The sequence below is a fragment of the Streptococcus nakanonensis genome (genome assembly GCF_059738785.1).
The window spans coordinates 1,368,728-1,385,659 of record NZ_AP027139.1 but is presented as its reverse complement, the minus strand read 5'-3'; the positions used below and the strand labels follow the sequence as shown (position 1 = coordinate 1,385,659).

Annotated in this window: 15 protein-coding genes and 2 pseudogenes; 14 read left to right on the top strand and 3 right to left on the bottom strand. The window is 40.4% G+C overall.

Features of this window, described 5'->3' with window-relative positions:
• The first annotated feature begins 1 nt into the window (after position 1).
• The 6 genes and pseudogenes from AC6I9F_RS06705 (at position 2) to deoD (ending at position 7,490) form a co-directional block, all read left to right on the top strand.
• A complete protein-coding gene (locus AC6I9F_RS06705) occupies positions 2-562 on the top strand; it encodes a DUF1697 domain-containing protein (protein WP_112443521.1) in 561 nt (186 codons plus the stop codon).
• On the top strand, positions 559-1,368 hold the full coding sequence (locus AC6I9F_RS06700) for a purine-nucleoside phosphorylase (RefSeq protein ID WP_112443522.1): 810 nt from the start codon (positions 559-561) through the stop codon (positions 1,366-1,368). Before AC6I9F_RS06705 ends, AC6I9F_RS06700 begins: the two co-directional genes overlap by 4 nt.
• 301 nt (positions 1,369-1,669) lie before the next feature.
• Positions 1,670-4,417, top strand: coding sequence for a thiol-activated cytolysin C-terminal domain-containing protein (locus AC6I9F_RS06695; protein ID WP_498021245.1), 2,748 nt, complete (start codon positions 1,670-1,672; stop codon positions 4,415-4,417).
• Between the two features lie 291 nt (positions 4,418-4,708).
• Positions 4,709-4,944: pseudogene (locus tag AC6I9F_RS06690) on the top strand (phosphorylase family protein); the annotation flags it as partial.
• Positions 4,938-6,217 (top strand): annotated as a pseudogene (locus AC6I9F_RS06685) (chloride channel protein). The pseudogenes AC6I9F_RS06690 and AC6I9F_RS06685, both read left to right, overlap by 7 nt.
• A 562-nt stretch (positions 6,218-6,779) precedes the next feature.
• Positions 6,780-7,490, top strand: coding sequence for a purine-nucleoside phosphorylase (gene deoD, locus AC6I9F_RS06680; protein WP_173217591.1), 711 nt, complete (start codon positions 6,780-6,782; stop codon positions 7,488-7,490).
• 26 nt (positions 7,491-7,516) lie between these two features.
• Here the strand turns inward: deoD and AC6I9F_RS06675 are convergent, their stop codons facing one another.
• The 3 genes from AC6I9F_RS06675 to coaA form a co-directional block, all read right to left on the bottom strand.
• A complete protein-coding gene (locus tag AC6I9F_RS06675; RefSeq protein ID WP_173217589.1) occupies positions 7,517-8,041 on the bottom strand; it encodes a DNA topology modulation protein in 525 nt (174 codons plus the stop codon).
• Between the two features lie 52 nt (positions 8,042-8,093).
• Entirely contained in the window at positions 8,094-8,330 is a 237-nt protein-coding gene (gene rpsT, locus AC6I9F_RS06670) for a 30S ribosomal protein S20 (RefSeq protein WP_001274000.1), read from the bottom strand.
• A gap of 67 nt (positions 8,331-8,397) precedes the next feature.
• On the bottom strand, positions 8,398-9,318 hold the full coding sequence (coaA, locus tag AC6I9F_RS06665; protein ID WP_173217587.1) for a type I pantothenate kinase: 921 nt from the start codon (positions 9,316-9,318) through the stop codon (positions 8,398-8,400).
• 200 nt (positions 9,319-9,518) lie between these two features.
• On the opposite strand from coaA, the gene AC6I9F_RS06660 reads away from it, so the two are divergent.
• From AC6I9F_RS06660 to AC6I9F_RS06625, 8 genes are all read left to right on the top strand, one after another.
• The gene (locus tag AC6I9F_RS06660; protein ID WP_173217585.1) at positions 9,519-9,923 is read left to right on the top strand and encodes a hypothetical protein; all 405 of its coding nucleotides are present in this window, start codon (positions 9,519-9,521) and stop codon (positions 9,921-9,923) included.
• A 215-nt stretch (positions 9,924-10,138) separates the two neighbouring features.
• On the top strand, positions 10,139-10,729 hold the full coding sequence (locus AC6I9F_RS06655) for a class I SAM-dependent methyltransferase (protein WP_319946291.1): 591 nt from the start codon (positions 10,139-10,141) through the stop codon (positions 10,727-10,729).
• Complete coding sequence (locus tag AC6I9F_RS06650) at positions 10,726-12,003, top strand: pyrimidine-nucleoside phosphorylase (RefSeq protein WP_498021242.1); 1,278 nt, start codon at positions 10,726-10,728, stop codon at positions 12,001-12,003. Before AC6I9F_RS06655 ends, AC6I9F_RS06650 begins: the two co-directional genes overlap by 4 nt.
• 19 nt (positions 12,004-12,022) lie before the next feature.
• The gene (gene deoC / locus AC6I9F_RS06645) at positions 12,023-12,685 is read left to right on the top strand and encodes a deoxyribose-phosphate aldolase (protein WP_054392738.1); all 663 of its coding nucleotides are present in this window, start codon (positions 12,023-12,025) and stop codon (positions 12,683-12,685) included.
• A complete protein-coding gene (locus AC6I9F_RS06640) occupies positions 12,672-13,061 on the top strand; it encodes a cytidine deaminase (protein WP_000246098.1) in 390 nt (129 codons plus the stop codon). The genes deoC and AC6I9F_RS06640 overlap by 14 nt, the downstream gene beginning before the upstream one ends.
• Before the next feature lie 89 nt (positions 13,062-13,150).
• A complete protein-coding gene (locus AC6I9F_RS06635) occupies positions 13,151-14,203 on the top strand; it encodes a BMP family lipoprotein (protein WP_498021241.1) in 1,053 nt (350 codons plus the stop codon).
• A 142-nt stretch (positions 14,204-14,345) separates the two neighbouring features.
• Entirely contained in the window at positions 14,346-15,881 is a 1,536-nt protein-coding gene (locus AC6I9F_RS06630; RefSeq protein ID WP_000929812.1) for an ABC transporter ATP-binding protein, read from the top strand.
• A complete protein-coding gene (locus tag AC6I9F_RS06625; RefSeq protein WP_023942990.1) occupies positions 15,874-16,932 on the top strand; it encodes an ABC transporter permease in 1,059 nt (352 codons plus the stop codon). The genes AC6I9F_RS06630 and AC6I9F_RS06625 overlap by 8 nt, the downstream gene beginning before the upstream one ends.

Below are 16,932 nucleotides of genomic sequence, written 5' to 3'. Positions count from 1 at the left end.
GATGACGAGATATGCTTTACTTGTTCGGGGCATTAATGTAGGTGGGAAAAATAAAGTTGTTATGGCGCAGCTTCGGCAAGAATTGACAGAGTTGGGAATTGAAAAGGTTGAAAGCTACATCAACAGTGGCAATATTTTCTTTACTTCGACAGAACCAAAAGCTCGATTGGTTGAAAAATTAGAGACTTTCTTTGCAGTCAATTATCCATTTATTCAAAGCTTTTCTTTACTGAGTCAAGAAGACTATGAAGACGAACTTGAGAGTCTACCAGCTTGGTGGAATGAAGACTTGGCAAGAAAAGACGTTCTCTTTTACACGGAGGGTTTGGATGTGGAGCAAGTCATCACGACAGTTGAGAGTTTAGAGATGAAAGATGAGGTCGTTCATTTTGGAAAACTTGGTATTTTCTGGGGGAAATTCTCTGAGGAAACCTACTCTAAGACTGCCTATCACAAGTACTTGCTCAAGATGCCTTTCTACCGCCACATTACTATTCGCAATGCTAAAACTTTTGACAAAATCGGTCAAATGCTAAAAAATAATAGAGGAGACACACAATGACATTTTTAGATAAGATCAAGGAAACAGCTACTTTCCTGAAAGAAAAAGGAATCCAAGCGCCTGAGTTTGGTTTAATCCTTGGATCAGGGCTTGGAGAATTGGCAGAAGAAATCGAAAATCCAGTTGTAGTAGACTATGCTGAGATTCCAAACTGGGGCCGCTCTACAGTAGTTGGTCACGCTGGGAAATTGGTATATGGTGAACTGGCAGGTCGCAAGGTCTTGGCTCTTCAAGGTCGCTTCCATTTCTACGAAGGGAACCCTCTGGAAGTGGTGACTTTCCCAGTTCGTGTCATGAAAGTTCTTGGATGTGAAGGTGTCATTGTAACCAATGCAGCTGGTGGTATTGGTTATGGCCCTGGTACTTTGATGGCTATCTCAGACCATATCAATATGACGGGGCAAAATCCATTGATGGGTGAAAACTTGGATGACTTTGGTCCACGTTTTCCAGATATGTCTAAGGCCTACACACCAGAATACCGTGCTACTGCCCATGAAGTGGCCCAAAAACTTGGTATCAAGCTTGATGAAGGTGTCTATATCGGCGTTACTGGTCCAACTTATGAAACACCAGCAGAGATTCGTGCCTATAAGACACTGGGAGCAGATGCAGTTGGTATGTCTACGGTTCCTGAAGTGATCGTGGCAGCCCACTCAGGCTTGAAAGTTCTAGGAATTTCATGTATTACTAACTTTGCGGCTGGTTTCCAAGAAGAACTCAACCACGAAGAAGTTGTAGAAGTAACCGAACGTGTCAAAGGTGATTTCAAAGGCTTGCTTAAAGCTATTCTTGCTGAATTGTAAGAAAAAAGATTTAAAAGGGGGAATACCTCTACCTTTTCATAATTGACTATTCGGAACAAAGAAGAAACATAGGTAGACTATGGGTTTCTTCCTACTCTTGTAACTGAAAGAGTCTGATAGTTAGCATTGTGAAAGACAAGATTCTAGGATACTAGCATTAGCTTCCTAGCCAAGCAGACTAGTATGATAAGAAGAGATAAGAATGAATTTACTTTCTGAATTTCTCAGTCTTATCATATATAGCACAATGAGATTTTGCTTGAGTCTGCTTACAAATAAACGAAAAGAAAGATAAGAAATAATGAAAATTGGTCAACGAATTATGCGCTTTGGCATAAAAAAATTAAGTATCGGAGTTGTATCTGTTGCAGTCGGCTTCGCATTTCTAGCTCCAGCTGGAATTTCAGCCAATGAACTAAAACAAGATGTAACATCTGAAGTGGCAACAAGAGTGCTAGATTCTAAGGAGGAATTGAGAGAGCCGGAAAATGTTGCTCCAAAACTAGAAACTCCTCTTAGAGAGGAGCCAAGACTAACTCCTCAAACGCTTCCAGAAGCAAGTGAAGTTCTTGAAAACAAAAGGGAAGAGTCAAAAGTAGAGATAACAGAGCCAGCTCAAGACTCACCTATTCATGCTCCTGTAGAAGAAACTAAAGAAGAAGTTGTGACAGAAAAACCAACAAATACTCGTTCTTTAACAGCAGAAGATTTGGTGAAGATTTCCAAAGGGGAATTGCATTTAGAAAATGATTTGATTGATGAATCTCTCTATGGTGAAAAAGTTCTTGATTTGGAAGGGGATGATGACCAAGATGGCATCAAAAACAAAGATGAACTTTATGTGTACAACAAAGATGGTAAGGATTATCTAGGATATAACAGTCATCCCTTGCTAGCAGACAGTGATGGGGATGGTTTGTCAGATGGAGAAGATGACAATAAGAAAGAATGGTATGTCACAGACCGTGATTCTCTTCTCTTTATGGAGTTAGCCTATCGAGACGATGATTATATTGAGAAAATTTTAGATCATAAGAATCCTTTCCCTAGTCTCTATCTTGACCGTCAAGAATACAAACTCATGCACAATGAATTGGCTCCTTTCTGGAAGATGAAAAAAGCCTACCATACAGATAGTGGTCTGGATGCTTTCTTATTTGAGACCAAGAGCGACCTTCCTTATCTCAAAGATGGAACGGTGCACATGTTGGCTATTCGTGGAACGCGAGTTAATGACGCCAAGGACTTAAGTGCAGATTTGGTTTTATTAGGTGGAAATAAACCAGCTCAAGCGGATGATATCCGCAAGGTTGTTGGGGAATTAGCTAAGGATACAAGTATTACCAAGTTGTATATGACAGGTCATTCTCTTGGAGGCTACCTAGCTCAGATTGCAGCGGTTGAAGCTTACCAAAAATATCCTGACTTTTATAACCATGTATTGAGGAAAGTGACGACTTTCAGTGCGCCTAAAGTGATTACTTCCAGAACTGTTTGGAATGCTAAGAATGGTTTCTGGGATGTTGGTTTGGAAAGCCGTAAATTAGCTGTTAGTGGAAAAATTAAGCATTATGTAGTTGATAATGATAATGTTGTGACTCCATTGATTCATAATGATCGTGATATTGTTACATTTACAGGTAATTCACGCTTTAAACACCGTTCTCGTGGCTATTTTGAAAGTCGAATGAATGATATTCCTAACTTTAATATTGGTAAACGAGCTACCTTGGATAAACATGGTTATCGTGATCCGAAATTGGATAAAGTGCGATTCTTTAAGAAACAGGCTCTGCCTCAATCTTCTAGTCAACCAAGCGCTGAACCAATGGAAAATATTGCCTTAGGGAAACAGGTTACTCAAAGTTCGACAGCTTTCGGAGGAGATGCTAGAAGAGCTGTGGATGGCAAAGTTGATGGTAACTATGGTCACAATTCTGTCACTCATACCAACTTCCAATCCAAGCCTTGGTGGCAAGTAGATTTGGCTAAAGAAGAAACCATTCGCCAAATCAATATTTACAACCGAACAGACACTGCCCAGGATAGATTGGCAAACTTTGATGTCATTCTTTTAGACAGTTCTGGTAAAGAAATTGAGAGAAAACGAATAACATCTCTTAAAGATGTGTCAGCACAAATTGCGATTAACCATAAAAAAGCGCGCTATGTTCGGATTGAGCTAGAAGGCTATAATGCCCTCAGTCTTGCAGAAGTCCAAGTATATCGTGCTGAGAATATCGCTTGGAAAAAACAAGCTAAGCAAAGTTCTACTGATTTTGGTGGAGATGCTAGTCGAGCCTTGGATGGCAATACCAATAGTAGTTATAGCCAGCAATCAATTACCCATACAAAATTTGAAAACCAGCCTTGGTGGGAAGTTGATTTAGGTCGTACAGAACAGGTAGGACTTGTTCGCCTTCATAACCGTGGGGATGGTGAGCTTTCTAAACGTCTGTCAGACTTTGATGTGATTTTGTATGATGAAAAAGGAACAGAAGTTGCTAGACAGTATGTTTCTAAACTTGACGGAACGAGCTTGGATGTTCAATTAAATGGGAAATTGGGACGCCGTGTTCGTGTGCAACTACGTAAGAACAATCAAGCCCTCAGTCTTGCAGAAGTAGAAGTTTTCCGCTTTATCGCTACGAATGGTGAGACGGCGACACAAGTTTCTAAGCCAGTTCAACCAATCAGTCAGACTCCTGTGAAAGATAAAACATTGACAATTCAACATAGTGGAGCTTACATTGCCCGCTACTCTATAACTTGGGAAGAAGTTACAGTAGATAAAGATGGAAACCAAGTTGTTCGTAGTCGTTCTTGGGAAGGAAACGGTCGCAACCAGACTGCAGGTTTTGTCCTCAACCTCCCAATCAAAGAGAATATGAGAAATCTGCGAATTAAGATTGAGAAAAAGACAGGTCTACTATGGAATAGATGGCAAACAATCTATGAAAACAGACCAATTTTAGCTCAACCCCACCGTAAAATTACCCATTGGGGAACAACATTAAATTCTAAGATTTCTGATGATGATGTCTTGTAAAAAATCCTACTATTCAATACTGAGATGATTTAGTTTATAAGAAAGTACTACCTGAGCTTGAATAGAACTCAGGTAGCTCTCTGTGAAAGAACAAAATTAATACTCAATGAAAATCAAAGAGCAAACTAGGAAACTAGCCGCAGGCTGCTCAAAGCACTGCTTTGAGGTTGTAGATATAACTGACGAAGTCAGTAACATATATACGGCAAGGCGACGTTGACGTGGTTTGAAGAGATTTTCGAAGAGTATAAACAGAAAGGTAGAGCGCGTGTTCTAATTTGAACATGAGTAGAAATTTGTACCTATAAGATGCTTGGAAAAGATGTGGTCGGAATGTCAACTGCTCCTGAAGTTATTGTTGTAGCCTATCAGGTTTGAGACTTCTAGGAATTTTATGTATTACTAACTATACTACTGGTTTCAAAGAAGAGATTAACCGTGAAAAGGCTATAGAAGTAACTGAGTGTGTTAAAGGTGATTTTAAAGGCGTACTTAAAGCCATTTTTGCTGAATTATTACTATGTTAAAAGAATTGAGGAGTATTTTTCAGAAAATCCCTTATAATCTTAAATTATTCCTAGCAGTCATTTTGCAAGGAATAGTTTCAGTTTTATCTGGTATTTTTCTACATTATCTTTTAAAGATAATAGAGGAGATAGCTTTTGGTCAATCAGAGCATCAAACTGTATTCTTGACAGATGGAGTTTCCTCGTCGCGGATAGGATTAAGTTTAATAATCGTGGGTGCCAGCTCATCCTTGGTCTGGTATTTCTTGCAAAAAAAATCACAGATTTTTTCCATTAAAGCGCAGATGAAGGATGAGACTTCACAATACAAACTTCATTTTTTAAAACAGCTATTTCATTCAATTTGGCAGATTATTGCAGTTGTAGGGGGAGCACCTATTGGTAAAGAAGCTGCGCCACGAGAGATTGGGACTCTATTTGCAGGACCAATTGGAAAAATATGTTCTCTCTCTCTAAGAAGGATCAAATTTTTCTCCTTGCTTGTGGTGCTGGTGCTGGTTTAGCAGCTGTCTATCAGGTTCCATTAACAAGTGTCTTCTTTGTTTTTGAAACTCTAGGAATTGCTCTATCTATTAAACGAGTTGTCTTAGTCGGTTTGACTACCTATGTCTCAACCTATACAGCAGGCTTGGTTATTTCAGATCAGGCTCTCTACCAGATTCCAGCCATCGCATGGTCATTAAAGGAAATGTGGATTATTCCCTTGCTACTTCTTTTCTTAACCCCACTAGCTTGGTTTTTTGGTTGCTTAAGTAAAGAAGTGTCTTCAAACAGGATAAAAGATAAACGAGTACTTCTCACATTGCCTACAGCTTTTCTTTTTCTTGCTGGGTTGGCAAGTTATTTTCCACATCTACTTGGAAATGGACGTATGATGGCTCAGGAAGTATTGAATGCTAGCAATGGTAAAACAGTATTCCTCTTGTTTATCCTAAAAGCACTGGTCGTTCTTATTACTCTGTGGGCAGGGACCTATGGTGGTACTCTTACGCCATCTTTTGCCTTGGGGATGGCTGGAGCTGCTCTCTTTGGAATGATTCTAGGTGGGGATAACCAGCCAAGCATTTTGCTTTTGGGATCGGTTTGCTTTTTGTCTGTGACCTTGAGGGCTCCCTGGTCTGCAACTGGATTAGTAATAGGGTTCACTGGGCTAGCTTTAGATTCTCTTCCGTATCTCTTAGTAACAGCTGTTTTAGCCTATGAATTTGCAAAAATATTAGACCGTTTTTCTTGGGCTAACATACTGTGTCAGAAGTCAAAGAATAAAGAATAGAGTAATAAGATAGAGAACGATCGTTTCTTCTAATCAAAGATTTATCTTAAAAGATTAAAAACTATTGTCAATTTATCAATAACTGTTTGAAATAAAAAAGAAGTAGGCTTATCGGAGTCATGATTGAATCCGATTTTTCCTAGCTATGAAATATAAAAAAAGAAAGGTAGAGCGAGATGTTCTGATTTGAACACGAGCGGAGAACTTTTCTAAAAACTTAGAGAGGGTAGTTTGGTTTTGAATTGAACCCGTGCTATTCTCCTATTTGTCATCAAAATTAAGAAAGAAAGGAATTGAACCCACCCTAAAAGCAGTGGGAAAAAGATAGTTGGTCTAACGAGCATCGCTCACTGAACCCAACTCCTATTTTCCCTTTGCTTTTTGACGGGTTTGGTATCTTTCTGATTATAAATTTTAGAATAAAGAAAGGATGGGTTAACTGTATTCATTGAACTGAATACGGGCGGAGAACTGTGTAAAAAAGATAAACTGTCTAGCATCTGCGATGCGTCGTCAGTTTCCTATTTTTACTTTGTTCTCTGTCGCCCTTTATATCTTAACTATGTCTATCCATATTGCTGCTCAGCAGGGTAAAATTGCTGATAAAATTCTTCTTCCTGGGGATCCTCTTCGTGCTAAGTTTATTGCGGAGAATTTCCTTGAAGATGCTGTTTGTTTTAACGAAGTACGTAACATGTTGGGTTATACTGGTACTTACAAGGGTCACCGTGTATCTGTCATGGGAACTGGGATGGGTATGCCCTCTATTTCGATTTATGCGAGTGAGTTGATTGTTGACTACGGTGTGAAGAAATTGATTCGTGTTGGAACTGCGGGTTCTTTGAATGAAGATGTACACGTTCGTGAATTGGTTTTGGCGCAAGCAGCTGCAACTAATTCAAACATCGTCCGTAATGACTGGCCACAGTATGATTTCCCACAAATCGCTAGCTTTGACTTGCTGGACAAGGCCTACCATATCGCCAAAGAACTTGGTATGACAACCCACGTTGGGAACGTTTTGTCATCTGATGTCTTTTACTCAAACTACTTTGAAAAGAATATCGAGCTTGGTAAATGGGGAGTTAAGGCTGTGGAAATGGAAGCGGCAGCTCTTTACTATTTGGCGGCTCAGCACCATGTTGATGCTCTTGCTATCATGACCATCTCTGATAGTTTGGTTAATCCAGACGAAGACACAACTGCAGAAGAACGCCAAAATACCTTCACCGATATGATGAAGGTTGGTTTGGCAACCTTGATTGCAGAATAATTATAGCCAAAAAAGGAAGCCCTTCTTTATGAATTGGAGGACTTCCTTTTCTTATCCAGAAATTGATCTAGTTCTTTCTGATTTCGAAGAATAGTGACTTTATGTGAGTATTCTTGGCAAAGTTTTTGGTAATTCTCTTTTTGAGCTTTAGTCCGCCCATCCCAGAGAATCCAACGAATAAATTCCCAGTTGAATTGCTCGGGGCATCCCTTAGCCATACTTTCTCTGACTTTTCCTCGGTATTTAAGATAACGCTTAAAGGCCCGAAAGAGACAGGTAAATGGTGAAAAATTGAGAAAGATGATTTGGTCAGATTCCTGCATTCTTTCCTCATAGAAACACCAAGAATAATTACCATCGATGACCCAAGCTTCATGCTTGGTGAGAAAATTTTTCATCTCGGTTAACATCCAATCACGGTCACTGTCTTGCCAACCAGGTTGAAATTGGAGTGTGTCCATGTGAAGTTTTGGGATGGAGTAGTAGAGAGATAACTTTTCAGCTAGCGTTGACTTACCAGCACCAGAATATCCGATAATTGCGATTTTCATTTTCTACCCTTTCCTATTTGGAGACAAAAAAACAGCCTCTATGGACTGTTTCTTATTTAGCAAGTTTAGCTGAAAGACGAGCTTTATCGCGGCTTGCTTTGTTTTTGTGAATCAAACCTTTAGTTTCTGCTTTATCGATAGCTGAGCTAGCAGCACGGAAAAGTTCTTCAGATGGGTTTGCTTCGAAAGCTTTGATAGCAGTACGCATAGCTGATTTTTGAGCTGAGTTCTTTTCGTTTTGTTTAACGTTCAATTCAGCGCGTTTGATAGCTGATTTAATGTTTGCCAATGTTCTTACCTCCATATTTACTAACTATACCATTATATCTGAAAACTTACGTTTTGACAAGGGAAAATTACTTTTTTAAGTAAATTTCATCGATTTCATGGTTCTTACTTTTATGTAGAATCACTTCCGCACGATTTCTGGTTGGTTCAATATAATTTTGTAGATTTGTGAGATTGATACTGGTCCAGACCTGATGGGCAAAGGACTCCACTTCCCCAATCGGCATTTGTGTAAAACGATAATAGTAGCTATTAGGGTCATTTTGGGCTAGGCTCAGCATTTTCAAGAAACGGTCCAGATACCAACTCTCGATGTCATCGACTGCAGCATCAACATAGATGGAAAAGTCAAAGAAGTCAGTAATGTAGAGACGCTCGTTTTGTGGATTTTGAAAGACATTGATTCCTTCAACAATCACAAAATCAGCAGCTTTGACGCTTTGCTTTTCCTCGGGTACGATGTCGTAGACTTCATGAGAATAGACAGGAATATCTACATCTTGTCCATTTTTGATGCGGTCCAAGAAGTTGAGAAGAGCTTCCATATCATAGCTTTCAGGAAATCCTTTACGATTTAAAATCCCCTGCTCAATCAAGGTCTGGTTGGGATAGAGAAAGCCATCAGTTGTAACCAACTCAACACTAGCATCAGTTACAGTTCTAGAAAGCAGGATTTGAAGTAGGCGACTGGTTGTGGATTTTCCAACGGCAACACTCCCAGAAACCCCAATAATAAAAGGCTGAGATTTACTTTCACGTTGGAGGAAAATTCCTTTTGAAAAGGCTAAATCTTCCTTAGTTCGCTTGTAAATCTGAATCAGATGAGCCAAGGGGAGATAGATATCTGTAACGTCTTGAAGACTGATTTGGTCATTAAAACTCTTGATAGATTCCAATTCTTCTTCTGTCAAAGGAGGTGTTGTCTTTCGATGTAAAGATTGCCAAGTCTGGCGGCTGATTTTTTCAAAATGTAAAAATTCGTTGGTCATTTGTTTTCCCCTAGATATTTTGTCTATCATACCATAAAAAGCTAAAAAAATAAAGCGGTTTCTTGAATGTGGTAAGTCAATAGTATATAATATAAGTAGATAGAGGATGAACAATTTATTGATGAAGTAGGAGCTGCTTTATAGCTGACTTATCAGCTATAAAGGGGGCTTTGGGGTTTATAACTTATAGGAGGTGTACTATGAAAATCTTGAAACCTTACCTATTGGAACTCTGTTTTATTTTAAGTTTTGCCTTACCTTTTATAAAAGGAGTCAATGCGGATAATGGTAGACGCTTTGTGGAAATCTATTACGGTTTTACTTTTTTGATGGAGCATGCCATTATAACAACTGTCTTTATCTGTTCGCTCTTGATTGCTTGGCTACTCAAAAAACGGTGGACGAAACGACTTGCTGCTGGAAGTTATCTATTTTTGATTTTGTGGATTGCGACAGAGGGTTATTTCTTCCGCATGTCGATAGAAGATTTGCTACGACTTTGGACAAGTTCAGAAATCTTGACACAAACTTATCAGTTGGGTTTTTATTTAAACATTTTGTTGGGAATCCTATTGATAGTGAAATATTTAAAAGTAAAGAAATAGCGCTGACAATGCGTCTGATGATAGACAATAAACTTTGTGTTATGTGTTTTATCGTGGCAATGATAACTGTAGTCCTAGATGAAATACAATTTGCTTATAAAAGTTGAAAGAGATTGAAGGGGAGCTATTGTAAAGCAACTTCCTTCAATCTTTTTGTCTCATTCTGGATATGTAAACGATTTACAATTTAAGTCAAATTATGGTAAAATAGTTTCATGAGTAAAATGTATTATGCAGAAAATCCTGACGCTGCTCACGATATTCATGAGTTGAGAGTAGAATTGTTGGGAGAAAAAATGACCTTTTTGACGGATGCAGGTGTTTTTAGCAAAAAGATGGTTGATTTTGGAAGTCAACTCTTGCTCAAGTGTCTTGAGGTCAACCAAGGAGAGACAGTCCTAGATGTAGGCTGTGGTTACGGTCCATTAGGATTGTCCTTGGTCAAGGTTTACGGAGTTCAGGCGACCATGGTTGATATCAATAATCGTGCCTTGGATTTGGCGCGACAAAATGCTGAACGAAATAAAGTAGAAGCGACGATTTTCCAGTCCAACATCTATGAACAAGTTGAAGGGAATTTTGACCACGTCATTTCTAATCCTCCTATCCGTGCAGGAAAGCAAGTGGTTCATGAAATCATTGAGAAAAGTAAAGATTTCTTGGAAATTGGTGGTGATTTGACAATCGTCATCCAGAAGAAACAAGGGGCTCCAAGTGCTAAGTCTAAGATGGAAGATGTGTTTGGAAATTGTGAAATCCTTAAAAAAGACAAGGGATACTATATCCTTAGAAGTGTGAAAGAATGAGAGCAGTTGATTTAATCCAAAAAAAACGAGACGGTCAAGAACTGACTTCGAGTGAAATTGAATGGTTAGTTGAAGGCTATGTGTCAGGAACGGTTCCTGATTATCAGATGTCTGCCTTTGCTATGGCTGTCTATTTCAAAGGAATGACGACTCGTGAAATTTCTGATTTAACGATGAATATGGTTAAGACTGGGCAAGAGTTTGACCTGTCTGTCATTGATGGTGTGAAAGTTGACAAGCATTCTACGGGTGGTGTTGGTGATAAGGTGACCTTGATTTTGGCTCCTCTTGTTGCTAGCTTTGGTGTGCCTGTGGCAAAAATGAGTGGTCGTGGTCTCGGCCATACTGGTGGAACAATTGATAAATTGGAGTCCATTAAGGGCTATCAAGTGGAACGCAGTCAAGAGGATTTTATTCGTCAGGTTCAGGATATTGGTGTATCTGTCATTGGGCAATCAGACCAGCTGGTCAAAGCGGATAAGCTTCTCTACGCCCTTCGTGATGTGACCGCAACTGTCGACACGATTCCTTTGATTGCAAGTTCGGTGATGAGCAAGAAAATTGCGGCAGGGGCGGATGCTATTTTGCTAGACGTGACTGTCGGTGAGGGTGCCTTCATGAAGACGGTTGATGAGGCGCGTGAATTGGCTCAAACCATGGTGGAACTTGGTAAGGCAGTTGGTCGAAAGACGGTAGCAGTGATTACCGATATGAGCCAGCCTTTAGGGCGTGCTATTGGAAATCGTTTGGAAATCCTTGAAGCATTGGAGATTTTACAAGGTCAAGGCCGTCAGGATATTACCCACTTCATCTGTGAACTAGCTCAAATTATGCTTGGTTTGGCAAATGTAAATAAAACAGTTGAAGAAGTTCGCCAACATCTTGAAAATGGTCAAGCACTGGCTAAGTTTGAGGAGATGGTCCAAGCCCAAGGTGGAGACTTGGAAGACCTCTATCGCCCAGTCAATGTTGCCCATGTGGTGGAAATCCCTGCTCAGGAAACGGGTGTCATTTCAGCTCTTCCAGCTATGGAATTTGGGCTTTATGCCATGAGACTGGGAGCTGGTCGTGCAGTCAAGTCTGATGCCTTGGACTATGAGACAGGAATTGTTTTTGAAAAGAAAGTTGGAGATTCCGTTCAAAAGGGAGAAATTGTTGCAAAAGTATACACAAATGGAAAAATTTCTCCTCAGCTAGTTACAGATTTTCAAAAATATGTTAAAATAAATGATAGGGTGCAAAGTTTACGAGAAATTATAGAAATTATCTCATAAACTGCAGGAGAATCCGAACATGAAATTAAATAAATATATCGATCATACGCTTTTAAAGCAAGATGCGACAGAAAATCAAATTGATTGTTTGTTGTCTGAAGCTAGAGAGTATGATTTTGCCAGTGTTTGCGTTAATCCGACCTGGGTTGAACATGCCAAAAAAGGGCTTGAAGGCACAGATGTCAAGGTCTGCACAGTAGTAGGTTTCCCTTTGGGGGCAACAACTTCAACTGTGAAAGCTTTTGAGACAAAAGAAGCTATCCAAAATGGTGCAGATGAGATTGATATGGTGATCAATGTTGGGGCTCTCAAATCAGGTAATTTAGCCTTGGTTGAATCGGACATCCGTGCTGTTGTAGAAGCAAGTGGTGACAAGTTAGTGAAAGTCATTATTGAAGCTTGCCTTCTGACAGATCAAGAAAAAGTTGTGGCTTGTCAATTAGCCCAAAAAGCAGGAGCTGATTTTGTTAAAACATCTACTGGCTTTTCAACTGGTGGCGCTACGATAGCAGATGTTCAATTGATGCGTGAAACAGTTGGGCCTGATATGGGTGTCAAGGCTGCTGGTGGAGCTCGTTCTTATGAGGATGCTCTTGCCTTTGTCGAAGCAGGTGCGACCCGTATCGGAACGTCAGCTGGAGTAGCAATTCTAAAAGGAGAATTGGCAGATGGCGACTACTGAGTTGATTGAACTGGCAATTGAAACCAGCAAGAAAGCCTATGTCCCTTATTCTCACTTTCCTATCGGAGCAGTTTTAGTAGCCAAAGACGGCAGTGTTTACACGGGAGTGAATATCGAAAATGCTAGCTATCCTTTGACAAACTGCGGAGAGCGTACAGCGATTTTTAAAGCAGTTTCTGAAGGGCAAAGAGAATTTTCAGAGCTGATTGTTTATGGTCAAACTGAAAAACCAATCTCACCATGTGGTGCTTGTCGCCAAGTAATGGTCGAATTTTTTGAACAAGATCTAAAAGTGACCTTAGTCGCAAAAGATAAATCGACGGTCGAGATGACGGTCGGGGAATTACTTCCATATTCTTTTACAGACTTAAATTAGTCTGAGTCGCTCTTTGAGTGGCACGGTCCTTGTGGCCAACCAATCCATACTTGCAACATCGTTGCACATCTTATTTAGGAGGTTCAGTAATGAACAAGAAACAATGGCTAGGTCTTGGCCTAGTAGCAGTGGCAGCAGTTGGACTTGCTGCATGTGGTAACCGCTCTTCTCGTAAGGCAGATTCATCTTCTGATGTGAAGACAAAAGCAGCAATCGTCACTGATACTGGTGGTGTTGATGATAAATCATTCAACCAATCAGCTTGGGAAGGTTTGCAGGCTTGGGGTAAAGAACACAATCTTTCAAAAGATAACGGTTTCACTTACTTCCAATCAACAAGTGAAGCTGACTACGCTAACAACTTGCAACAAGCGGCTGGAAGTTACAACCTAATCTTCGGAGTTGGTTTTGCCCTTCACAATGCAGTTAAAGATGCAGCAGAAGAGCACACTGATTTGAACTATGTCTTGATTGATGATGTGATTAAAGATAAAAAGAATGTTGCTAGCGTAACATTTGCTGATAACGAAGCTGCTTACCTTGCAGGTGTTGCAGCAGCTAAAACAACTAAAACAAAACAAGTTGGTTTTGTAGGTGGTATCGAATCTGAAGTTATCTCACGTTTTGCAGCTGGATTTAAAGCTGGTGTTGAGTCAGTAGACCCATCTATCAAAGTACAAGTTGACTATGCTGGTTCATTTGGTGATGCTGCTAAAGGTAAAACAATTGCAGCAGCACAATACGCAGCTGGTGCAGACGTTGTTTACCAAGCAGCTGGTGGTACAGGTGCTGGTGTCTTTGCAGAAGCAAAATCACTCAACGAAAGCCGTCCTGAAAATGAAAAAGTTTGGGTTATCGGTGTTGACCGTGACCAAGAAGCAGAAGGTAAATACACTTCTAAAGATGGCAAAGAATCAAACTTTGTTCTTGTATCTACATTGAAACAAGTTGGTACAACTGTAAAAGATATTGCTAACAAGGCAGAAAAAGGTGAATTCCCTGGTGGTCAAATCATTGTCTACTCATTGAAAGATAAAGGGGTTGACTTGGTAACAACTAACCTTTCTGAAGAAGGTAAAAAAGCTGTTGAAGACGCTAAAGCTAAAATCCTTGATGGAAGCGTAAAAGTTCCTGAAAAATAATGGATGAAAGTCATTTCTTAGGAAGCGGCCCTCGGCCGCTTTTTAAGAGTTGAGACAAAGTCATTTTGTCTCAGTAAAGCTTGCTACTAGACAAACTAGCAAGTTTTATTGAAATAAAATAAGACTCTGAAAGGAAGAGCACATGGCACACGAAAATGTCATTGAGATGCGTGATATTACCAAGGTGTTTGGTGAATTTGTTGCCAACGACAAAATCAACCTGCACCTACGAAAAGGTGAAATTCATGCACTTTTAGGAGAAAATGGGGCTGGTAAGTCCACGCTCATGAACATGTTAGCAGGCCTTCTTGAACCAACTAGTGGTGAAATCGCGGTCAACGGTCAAGTTGTTAACCTCGACTCGCCATCTAAAGCAGCTGGCTTGGGAATCGGAATGGTTCACCAGCACTTTATGTTGGTAGAGGCTTTCACGGTGGCTGAAAACATTATTTTAGGAAGTGAATTGACTAAAAATGGTGTGCTAGATATCGCTGGAGCTAGTAAAGAAATCAAGGCTCTTTCTGAACGTTATGGCTTAGCTGTGGACCCTTCTGCCAAGGTGGCAGATATCTCAGTTGGGGCCCAACAACGTGTAGAAATTTTAAAAACCCTTTATCGGGGGGCTGATATTCTTATCTTTGACGAACCAACGGCTGTTTTGACTCCATCAGAAATTGAGGAGTTAATGGCTATTATGAAAAATCTTGTCAAAGAAGGAAAATCAATTATCTTGATTACCCACAAGTTGGATGAGATTCGTGCAGTTTCTGACCGCGTTACAGTTATCCGTCGTGGGAAATCAATTGAAACCGTCGAAATTGCAGGGGCTACCAATGCTGATTTGGCTGAAATGATGGTAGGACGTTCTGTTTCCTTTAAAACAGAGAAACAAGCCTCTCAACCAAAAGAAGTGGTCTTGTCAATCAAAGATTTGGTGGTCAATGAAAACCGTGGAGTCCCAGCTGTCAAAAATCTGTCCTTGGATGTTCGTGCTGGAGAGATTGTTGGTATTGCGGGGATTGATGGAAATGGTCAGTCTGAACTGATTCAAGCCATTACAGGTCTTCGCAAGGTTGAATCTGGTAGCATTGAGCTAAAAGGAGATTCAATTGTAGGCTTGCACCCACGTCAGATTACAGAGTTGAGTGTTGGGCACGTTCCAGAAGACCGTCACCGTGATGGTTTGATTTTGGAAATGATGATTTCTGAAAATATTGCCCTTCAAACCTACTACAAAGAACCACATAGTAAAAATGGAATTTTGAACTATTCAAATATTACTTCGTATGCTAAAAAGCTAATGGAAGAATTTGATGTTCGTGCTGCCAGCGAATTTGTGCCTGCAGCTGCACTCTCAGGAGGAAATCAACAAAAAGCAATTATTGCTCGTGAAATTGATCGAGATCCTGATCTCCTTATCGTCAGCCAACCAACTCGTGGTTTGGATGTCGGTGCCATTGAATATATCCACAAACGCTTGATTGAAGAGCGTGATAATGGAAAGGCTGTCCTTGTTGTCAGCTTTGAACTAGATGAGATTTTAAACGTCTCAGACCGTATTGCCGTTATTCACGATGGTAAGATTCAAGGTATTGTATCACCAGAAACAACCAATAAACAAGAACTTGGTGTCTTGATGGCTGGTGGAAACTTGGGAAAGGAGAAGAGTGATGTCTAAAAAATTACAACAAATTTCGGTTCCCTTGATTTCTGTCTTCCTAGGAATTTTGCTCGGAGCCATTGTCATGTGGATCTTCGGTTATGATGCTATTTGGGGCTATGAAGAATTGTTCTATACAGCCTTTGGTAGTCTACGCGGGATTGGGGAAATCTTCCGTGCTATGGGACCTTTGGTCTTGATTGGTCTTGGTTTTGCCGTTGCCAGTCGTGCTGGTTTCTTTAACGTCGGACTTCCTGGTCAGGCTTTAGCAGGTTGGATTCTCAGTGGTTGGTTTGCCTTGTCGCATCCAGATATGCCACGTCCCTTGATGATTCTAGCAACTATTGTGATTGCCTTGATTGCCGGTGGGATTGTCGGTGCCATTCCGGGTATTCTTAGAGCTTATCTAGGGACGTCAGAGGTTATCGTAACCATCATGATGAACTACATTGTCTTGTATGTAGGAAATGCCTTTATCCATGCCTTTCCTAAAGACTTCATGCAAAGTACAGATTCGACGATTCGTGTTGGGGCTAATGCAACCTACCAGACACCTTGGTTAGCTGAGTTGACTGGTAATTCGCGGATGAATATTGGTATTTTCTTTGCCATCATTGCCGTTGCAGTTATTTGGTTTATGCTCAAGAAAACGACTCTTGGTTTTGAAATCCGTGCAGTTGGTCTTAATCCACATGCTTCAGAATATGCTGGTATTTCTGCCAAACGAACAATTATCCTCTCAATGATTATCTCAGGTGCCTTAGCTGGTCTTGGTGGAGCCGTTGAAGGACTTGGAACCTTCCAGAACGTCTATGTTCAAGGGGCGTCATTGGCTGTCGGGTTTAACGGGATGGCGGTTAGTCTGCTTGCGGCAAATTCACCAATTGGTATTCTCTTTGCAGCCTTCCTATTTGGTGTTCTCCAAGTTGGAGCTCCTGGTATGAATGCGGCGCAGGTACCGTCTGAGCTTGTCAGCATTGTAACAGCGTCTATTATCTTCTTTGTCAGTGTTCATTATCTTATCGAACGCTTTGTCAAACCGAAAAAACAAGTTAAAGGAGGTAAGTAA

Bases quoted from the DNA above. Each gene is read 5' to 3' on its own strand.
- AC6I9F_RS06705 (WP_112443521.1), top strand. From the start codon at position 2: ATGACGAGATATGCTTTACTTGTTCGGGGCATTAATGTAGGTGGGAAA.
- AC6I9F_RS06700 (WP_112443522.1), top strand. From the start codon at position 559: ATGACATTTTTAGATAAGATCAAGGAAACAGCTACTTTCCTGAAAGAA.
- AC6I9F_RS06695 (WP_498021245.1), top strand. From the start codon at position 1,670: ATGAAAATTGGTCAACGAATTATGCGCTTTGGCATAAAAAAATTAAGT.
- deoD (WP_173217591.1), top strand. From the start codon at position 6,780: ATGTCTATCCATATTGCTGCTCAGCAGGGTAAAATTGCTGATAAAATT.
- AC6I9F_RS06675 (WP_173217589.1), bottom strand. From the start codon at position 8,041: ATGAAAATCGCAATTATCGGATATTCTGGTGCTGGTAAGTCAACGCTA.
- coaA (WP_173217587.1), bottom strand. From the start codon at position 9,318: ATGACCAACGAATTTTTACATTTTGAAAAAATCAGCCGCCAGACTTGG.
- AC6I9F_RS06660 (WP_173217585.1), top strand. From the start codon at position 9,519: ATGAAAATCTTGAAACCTTACCTATTGGAACTCTGTTTTATTTTAAGT.
- AC6I9F_RS06655 (WP_319946291.1), top strand. From the start codon at position 10,139: ATGAGTAAAATGTATTATGCAGAAAATCCTGACGCTGCTCACGATATT.
- AC6I9F_RS06650 (WP_498021242.1), top strand. From the start codon at position 10,726: ATGAGAGCAGTTGATTTAATCCAAAAAAAACGAGACGGTCAAGAACTG.
- deoC (WP_054392738.1), top strand. From the start codon at position 12,023: ATGAAATTAAATAAATATATCGATCATACGCTTTTAAAGCAAGATGCG.
- AC6I9F_RS06640 (WP_000246098.1), top strand. From the start codon at position 12,672: ATGGCGACTACTGAGTTGATTGAACTGGCAATTGAAACCAGCAAGAAA.
- AC6I9F_RS06635 (WP_498021241.1), top strand. From the start codon at position 13,151: ATGAACAAGAAACAATGGCTAGGTCTTGGCCTAGTAGCAGTGGCAGCA.
- AC6I9F_RS06630 (WP_000929812.1), top strand. From the start codon at position 14,346: ATGGCACACGAAAATGTCATTGAGATGCGTGATATTACCAAGGTGTTT.
- AC6I9F_RS06625 (WP_023942990.1), top strand. From the start codon at position 15,874: ATGTCTAAAAAATTACAACAAATTTCGGTTCCCTTGATTTCTGTCTTC.